A 7,341-nucleotide genomic window follows, 5' to 3' on the forward strand; every position below is an offset into this window, starting at 1 on the left:
TTTTTGCTAAATTTGCCCCTATCCAGAATTTAAGATTGATATGGGAAGAGCGTTTGAATTTAGAAAAGCACGTAAAATGAAGCGTTGGGCAGCCATGTCCAAAGCGTTCACCAGAATTGGAAAAGATATTGTCATGGCCGTCAAGGAAGGTGGCCCCGACCCCGATGCCAATTCCAAACTGCGCGCGGTAATTCAGAATGCCAAGGCGGTGAACATGCCCAAGGACAATATAGAACGGGCCATCAAAAGGGCGTCTGACAAGAGCCAAGGCGATTATAAAGAGGTACTTTTTGAAGGTTACGCCCCGCACGGGATCGCCATCTTGATCGAGACCGCCACGGATAACAATACCCGTACCGTGGCTAACATCAGAAGTTATTTCAACAAATGCAATGGTAGCCTCGGGACTTCGGGATCTGTGGAGTTCATGTTCGACCACACTTGCAATTTTACCGTCAAAGCGGATGGGATAGACCCAGAGGAACTGGAACTGGAAATGATCGATTTTGGTGCGGAAGAGGTGTTTGCCGATGAGGACGGTATCCATATCTATGCGCCGTTCGAGAATTTCGGGGCCATTCAAAAGGAATTGGAATCCAGGGAAATCGAGATCATATCCTCAGGTTTTGAGCGCATCCCACAGGTTACCAAAGAATTATCGGAGGAAGAAGCGGCCGATGTGGAAAAGTTGCTGGAAAAAATCGAAGAAGATGACGATGTCCAGAACGTGTACCACACCATGCAGGAATAAATACGATCACACCCTTTAAATACGCGTAAAAGCCTCTATATCAATAGAGGCTTTTATTGTTTATAATCGTTTATATTTCATTATATTTATGCATATTCCGAACTAATACCGAACTAATGAATTTCAACTATTATCTTTCCTCTTATTTAAAAAAGAACGGAACCCAATTAATAAGACTTAAACTTGAGACTTCTAAAAAGGATGTCCAGTATATTGACTCTGGAATATCCGTACTAAAAAACCAGTGGGACGACAAAAAGAAAAAAATAAAAAGGCATCCACTTGAAGAAAAACTGAACGCCAATCTCCAATCCTTATTGATCTCTGTTCAACAAATCTATTACAATAATAAAGGGATTTCAGCCAAACGCTTGCTCCTTCTTTATAAGAATAACAAGAAGTATGATACTAGTTCTTTTTTGGACTTCTATCAACAAATAGTCGATGAAGCTAGGTTAAAAGGTAAAATCCGCACTGCCAACACACAACAGAAGTACATCCAAAAACTAAAAAAATTCTCGAGCTACGTTTCATTCTCCGATCTTTCCGTACAATTCGCCAAGGATTATGAAAAATGGATGCTTGAAAAAGGGAATAAAATTAATACCGTCGCCTCGAATTTCAAGTCAATGTACGCAGTTCTAAATAAAGCAATGAAAATGGGTGTTATAAAGGAAAATCCCATAAGAGGCTATACAATAGTAACTGAGAATGTTGAAAAAGACTCATTGACTTTTGAAGAAATCACCAAACTTTCAGAATTGGAAATCCCTGTAAGATTCAAAGGGATGATCAAAGCCAGGGACATGTTCCTATTTTCCTTCTATACGGCTGGCATGAGATTTTCTGATATATGCAAGCTTAAATGGGAAAACATTGCCGGAAATGAAATCGTATATACTATGGGCAAATCCAGAACTAGAGCCGGTGCAAAAAGAACTTTGCCTTTGACTCCTAAGGCTGTGGCTATACTAGAAAATTATAAAGGTAGAAACAATACTTTTATCTTTCCTCCCCTTTATGGAATGGACAATAAAAATGCAGAAGAAATAGAACACAAATTATATATTGCCAATAATGCTATAAACCGGTCATTGCGTAATGCTTGTGAAAAAGCAGAAATAGGAAAATGGGTAAATATGCATATGGCAAAACATTCCTTCGCCGACTTTGCGGTAAAAAAAGATACTGGGTTGTTAATGATCTCCAAACTATTGGGGCATACCAAATTGTCCACCACACAGCATTATTTAAAAGATTTTTACCATAAGGAAGAAGCAGAAGAAATGAATCGATTGTTCGGTTGAAGTGCTTTTCATGCAATACTTAAACTACTTCATTAATAGTGATATAATACCCTTTGTCCACTCTTATGGATATTTCCCCCTTTCTGAGTTTTTGATTGACCGAATAAATGTCTTCATAAGCATACAGGTATTTTTTGCCAACTTTGAAAAAACTGACTAATCCTAGATCCCGTAAAGCCTGCATGATCTGTCCATTGTACGATACACCAAGCTTTTCGCAAAACGCCTTACCGGTCAGATTAAGGGGTTGTATGTTTACTTGATTGCCCATTGAATTTTACGACACTCTGATTCGATTTATTTGTTCAATCCCTTTCTTTTCTTCTTTCTTTTAGACTTTTTTCTGGCACCATGGTCAGTAAGTTCCAGCTTAAAAGGATTCCATTCCGATTCATCCATTAAAGACTCGACTATTCCATTTTCCTTAATTTCTCCCACATGACTTTTTGATTGTTGAGCAGAATTTCGAGTGCCTTTTGCAGTCCCATTATTTCTTGGTTCAACCTTGACTGTTCCTTCAACGTTTCCTTCGTCAGCTTGATCAGTTCCTCGTTCTTTTCCATTAGCCGATAGTATAACTGAACGGTCTCTTGTTTGCTCATAATCGATTTGTTTTACGATACTGTTCCATGAAAAATTTTTACCAAGGGTACTGCCTTTATATACTATGCCCTGATAGTTGAAAGAAATGCCCGAAACCCTTCCTGTGGTTTTGCTAATGTTGAATCTTGGCGATATACTTAGCTCTTTCAGTAATTTGACAAATTCATTTGTATCCGTTGCCCTTGAAATTGCCAAACCAATCCGCTCCTGTAAGATAAGTTTGATAGGTAAATCGCCTGTTCTCAGGGTTTTCTCTATTTCCTTTTGGTCAAGTGATTTTTTTGCACCGGCTTTTGTTGAAATTTGGGTTAGTCCATAATTCCTTTCCAGATCATTGAGCACTTCCCGGCTTCTTCTTTTAATGTTACTATCATTTGTTATCTTACCCGAATACCTTACCCTATTGGCCACTATATGGATATGTTCGTGTTCTGTGTCGGTATGGCGGTACATAATGAACTGGTTGTTATCGAAACCCATTTTCATCAGATAGTCGCATCCCAATGAAGCAAATTCTTTATCGTCCAATTGGTCAGAGTACGGCAGGTTCAAGGAAACATGAAGGACCGCATTCCCAAGTCCCGGACGCAATTGCCTGATCAAATTGAATTCCTGTGTCATGTTTACCGCTGTGGAATACTCTATATTGGAATCGATCACATACCCTACACCTTCGCTTACCTTTTTCTCATTGTAGGCAAGAACACCGTAAAAATCCTTTCCTATGGTTATCTTACCTATCATTGTTCGCTATATTTGATTTGAGCTGTTGCAACAGCATTTTTACCTCCTCCAATTGTTTAATGATGTTGAACGGGTCACGGATACCTGAGTTTGAGACCCTGGCAAGTTGGTTCAGGTTGTTTCCCACCCGGCTCAACTCGACAAAGAGTTTCCTGTCCAATGGGGTTATCTTTTTATTCGGCAAGGATTTTCCCGTACATTTTCTTCGGATATATTCGGCAACGGACAGCCCGATGGTTTCTGCATTAACGGAAACTTTGGAATGATCAGCAGCAGTCATCCTGACATTGACCTGTATTGTTTTTAATAACCCAAGTTCTTTTTTTGGCCTTCCCATTTCAAATGATTTAACGGATCACAAGGCAAACTGCAAACAAGGTGCGCAGGGTTTTTGTTAGCAAAAACACAACTTGCTTCGTGACCTCCGATCAACTATATGGCAAACCTATGGCCTATGGATTTCTTAGAAAGGATTTGCCGTACATGGACTTTTGTACGGCAAATCTGTTGGATGTTTTAAAATAAACCAAAACATAACAGCGAGTTCCATAGAAAGGGAAAGTAACATAATCAATGTTCATCTACTCTAATTATGAATCCCTCTAACCTAAAAGAACAAAATAAGTTTGATGATGATTTTTTGAAATGAAAATGAACTACCTCGATGCAGAGCGTTTGAGGTATAATTTAAATACTCTTTGCACCAACAATGCATTATAGGTTCACGAGTTCAACGCAACCAATTGTAAGGTGCTCAGTCTTTTAAATAGGAGTTAATGTTTTATGTAGGAAATTACTTTATATATAAATTATAATTATCTTTAAGTCATGAGAATATCAGGATTATATACCTTCTTAGTTTTACTTATGCTCATAAGCTGCTCAAACGATGATGATGTAAATGAACAGGCCTTAAAAAATGTAGTTGCCATTGTAAAAGGCCAGGCAACCTGTCAAACCATGGACAACGGTTTTGTCTATGAGGTGGAATTGGAAAACACAATAAGTACAGAATCCAATACATCCCTAAAAATAATAGGCATTACCAACCTTCCTGAAGAAATGCGAACAGAAGGTTTAAAGATAAATATGGATATCGAAAGAGCTGAATTTCCAGATGGGGCCTGCACCGCAAACTACTCTCCCGAATTCTTTTACCAAACCATCAGGACCAATATAGAGCCTTAGAATATCAGCTTATGAGAAATTTTTCAATCGTATTGCTACTTTTTTATATGGGAGTCAATTCGCCTTTATTGGCACAGGAATATTACTGGTCAGGAAATCAAAAAAATCCCTTGATTCAGGATAATTCTAAAATAGTTGCAAACATTGAAGAAGGCACCAATATCAAGAATCGTATTGAAGAGATGCAAGGTGTTAAAAAAATTGATCGAATAAACAGTACTACTGTAATTATAGAATTTGATGGCAAAAACTCAAAAGTTAATGAAGAATTAATTTCATTAGCTGCTAACAGGATATTTGCTTATTTCAACGAAGATGGGAGTTCCATAATTCCAACAGGAGAGATTTTATTTCGACCAAAGGAAGGCGTAACCATTGAAGAGATCAATAAAATTTGCGACAACCTATTGATAGTAACAAATAAGTCTTATGGCAGTTACACTGCCACAGTAAAAGATTATTCCAAAATATTCCAAATTGCGAATAAGTTGTACGAAACGGGTCATGTAGAATATAGTCACCCAAACTTTATCAGCAAGCTAAAGATGTTTCAAAATGACCCCTTATATCCTGACCAATATTATTTAAACAATACAGGGCAATTCGGAGGAACGCCTGGAATTGACATAAATGCCCCAGAGGTATGGGCAATTACAACAGGACTCGCCAATGTTCGGGTTGCAGTAATAGATGATGGTGTTGAAAATCATCCTGATATTGATGGAAGGGTCGTTGACGGATATACCATAGGCAACCCCAATGGAAATGGTGCACCTTTAGCCGGGGCAGAGCATGGTCAGGCATGTGCAGGTATTATTGCAGCAACAAGAAACAATAATGAGGGGATTGCAGGAATCGCACCTTGCTCTGAAATAGTACCCATCAATATTTCTGTACCCTTTGTCACGGCAGGCCAAATCAGAGATGCCATTGACTGGGCATGGGATGAGGGCGAGTCAGATGTTTTGAGCAATTCATGGGGATATCCTTCCAGTGATGCAATAACCCAAGCTATTGGTAGAGCTAGATCTCAAGGAAGAAACGGTAAAGGCTCTATAGTGGTCTTTGCTTCTGGCAATAGTGGTGGTGCTGTAGCATTTCCCGGAAACGTAGCGGGTGTTATAACCGTCGGTGCAGTCGACAGGAACGGGAATCTTTGGGCGTACAGTAGCAGGGGACCTGAAATGGACATTGTTGCCCCATCAGGCAATACTAATCTTCTTGGCGATATAAGAACCACAGATAGGCAGGGAGCTAATGGATACAATGGTGGGAATTATGTCAATAATTTTGGAGGAACATCCGCGGCCTGTCCTCAAGTTGCCGGTGTTGTGGCATTAATGTTATCATATAAGCCGAGTATGACAGAATCCCAAGTGAGCAATATATTGAAATCTACGGCGACAGGTACTGGCTTCAATAACAATCTAGGACATGGTAGACTAAATGCTCAAGCGGCACTTCAACAAACTATTCCCATAATTGAAGGGCCATCAATGTTTTGTCCTTCAGCCACTATGGAGGTTGCTGAATTGGATGGTGGATCCATTACCTGGTCTGTATCCCCATCAAACGCCCTTAGTTTTACCCAAGGCCAATCATCGACCACATTTACAAGAATTGGTAGTTTTACAGGTTCAGCTGTAATTACGGCTACTTTAAATCCTTCATGTGGAACCACTCAAGTAATTTCAAAGAATGTCAGTGTAGGTTTAGCTCCTATAAATAATGTTTCGTTTTCTAACGGGGCTGATGGTGAAGAATATCTATGTACTAGCCATACGGGTAATACGTATCAGATTTATCCGAATACTGCAAATACAACTTATCAATACCGTCTTCGAAGCTATCCAAATCTAACTGTTGTCTATACCTCTCCGCCAGGACAATATAATACAGGAACTATAAACTATATTCCATCGCAGGGATGGTATGAATTTCAGGTTAGAACCACAAATGCTTGCGGTACTAGTTCATGGGCAGGTTTTGAAGTCGAATATGTTGATTGTACCCAAATTGGTAACAGAAGCAATCATTCAACCTTCGTTTATCCCAACCCGGCAAACAGTCAACTATATATTAAAAGGATTGATGCCGATTTAGATGTTAAAATCCAAAATTCGAGCAAATTAGAACCTTTTAGAGCGGAACTATACAACCTTAGCGGGCTATTGATTAAAGAAAAATATTTTGGCAATTTAGGGGAAGAATCAACATTGGATGTATCTAACATACAAAAAGGAAATTATTTTCTTAAAATCGTTGCAAAGGAAATTGAGGAAACTCATCAAATAATAATTCAGTGATCTGTTTTGAATAACTTTTCACGAATTTCATTTTCAATGTTGTAGATGCCCAAATTAAAAGCTCATGAATCGATTCACGTTCGCCTCCAACATTAACAAAGCATTATTTCCCTATATATAAACCTTAGTGAATTTTCAGCATTGGGTTCTTGAAAATACGTATCGAACCCTTCTACCAAATACTTCAATGCAACCCTATATCTAGCCTTTCCATGGGTATTGTCCTCATAATACGTGCATGGATTTTTGGGATGGATTTCTGTCGGGGTTGTAAACCCTTTGATATTGCGATTCATATATTCAAACCGTTGTGAGGCCCTTCTATGTACACCATCAAGGGTAAGTTCACTTGGATACTCAGGTACGTCATAGTAGAATTCTTCCAATATGACAATAAAAGCCCTTCTTCTGGAAACGCCGGACATAGTATACCACCTTCGCC

At 38.9% G+C, this 7,341-nt stretch carries 7 protein-coding genes; 4 read left to right on the forward strand and 3 right to left on the reverse strand.

Annotated features, from left to right (window positions below; genetic code table 11):
- Positions 1 to 40 precede the first annotated feature (40 nt).
- A complete protein-coding gene (locus tag FOT42_RS16755; RefSeq protein WP_151891672.1) occupies positions 41 to 751 on the forward strand; it encodes a YebC/PmpR family DNA-binding transcriptional regulator in 711 nt (236 codons plus the stop codon).
- 116 nt (positions 752 to 867) lie between these two features.
- On the forward strand, positions 868 to 2,058 hold the full coding sequence (locus FOT42_RS16760) for a site-specific integrase (RefSeq protein WP_151891673.1): 1,191 nt from the start codon (positions 868 to 870) through the stop codon (positions 2,056 to 2,058).
- Between the two features lie 297 nt (positions 2,059 to 2,355).
- Here the strand turns inward: FOT42_RS16760 and FOT42_RS16765 are convergent, their stop codons facing one another.
- Together FOT42_RS16765 and FOT42_RS16770 are read right to left on the reverse strand one after the other, a co-directional pair.
- Positions 2,356 to 3,405, reverse strand: a complete 1,050-nt coding sequence (locus FOT42_RS16765; protein ID WP_151891674.1) for a relaxase/mobilization nuclease domain-containing protein — start codon at positions 3,403 to 3,405, stop codon at positions 2,356 to 2,358.
- Entirely contained in the window at positions 3,395 to 3,742 is a 348-nt protein-coding gene (locus tag FOT42_RS16770) for a plasmid mobilization protein (protein ID WP_036383575.1), read from the reverse strand. The genes FOT42_RS16765 and FOT42_RS16770 overlap by 11 nt, the downstream gene beginning before the upstream one ends.
- A gap of 491 nt (positions 3,743 to 4,233) precedes the next feature.
- Here FOT42_RS16770 and FOT42_RS16775 point away from each other — a divergent pair, with 491 nt between their 5' ends.
- Both FOT42_RS16775 and FOT42_RS16780 read left to right on the forward strand, forming a co-directional pair.
- Positions 4,234 to 4,593 (forward strand): hypothetical protein, encoded by a 360-nt coding sequence (locus FOT42_RS16775; RefSeq protein ID WP_151891675.1) that lies wholly within the window; start codon positions 4,234 to 4,236, stop codon positions 4,591 to 4,593.
- Positions 4,594 to 4,604: 11 nt separating this feature from the next.
- Positions 4,605 to 6,899 (forward strand): S8 family peptidase, encoded by a 2,295-nt coding sequence (locus FOT42_RS16780; RefSeq protein ID WP_151891676.1) that lies wholly within the window; start codon positions 4,605 to 4,607, stop codon positions 6,897 to 6,899.
- Between the two features lie 92 nt (positions 6,900 to 6,991).
- On the opposite strand, the gene FOT42_RS18155 is transcribed toward FOT42_RS16780, so the two are convergent.
- On the reverse strand, positions 6,992 to 7,341 hold a 350-nt coding region (locus tag FOT42_RS18155), incomplete at its 5' end, for a hypothetical protein (RefSeq protein WP_192938429.1).

Origin of the sequence: Flagellimonas hadalis (assembly GCF_007785775.2) — a bacterium.
In the GTDB taxonomy this organism is placed as follows: Bacteria; Bacteroidota; Bacteroidia; order Flavobacteriales; family Flavobacteriaceae; genus Flagellimonas; species Flagellimonas hadalis.

Excerpts from the sequence above, each read along its gene's own strand:
- FOT42_RS16780 (WP_151891676.1), top strand. The coding sequence starts at position 4,605 with ATGAGAAATTTTTCAATCGTATTGCTACTTTTTTATATGGGAGTCAAT.
- FOT42_RS16760 (WP_151891673.1), top strand. The coding sequence starts at position 868 with ATGAATTTCAACTATTATCTTTCCTCTTATTTAAAAAAGAACGGAACC.
- FOT42_RS16775 (WP_151891675.1), top strand. The coding sequence starts at position 4,234 with ATGAGAATATCAGGATTATATACCTTCTTAGTTTTACTTATGCTCATA.
- FOT42_RS16770 (WP_036383575.1), bottom strand. The coding sequence starts at position 3,742 with ATGGGAAGGCCAAAAAAAGAACTTGGGTTATTAAAAACAATACAGGTC.
- FOT42_RS16765 (WP_151891674.1), bottom strand. The coding sequence starts at position 3,405 with ATGATAGGTAAGATAACCATAGGAAAGGATTTTTACGGTGTTCTTGCC.
- FOT42_RS16755 (WP_151891672.1), top strand. The coding sequence starts at position 41 with ATGGGAAGAGCGTTTGAATTTAGAAAAGCACGTAAAATGAAGCGTTGG.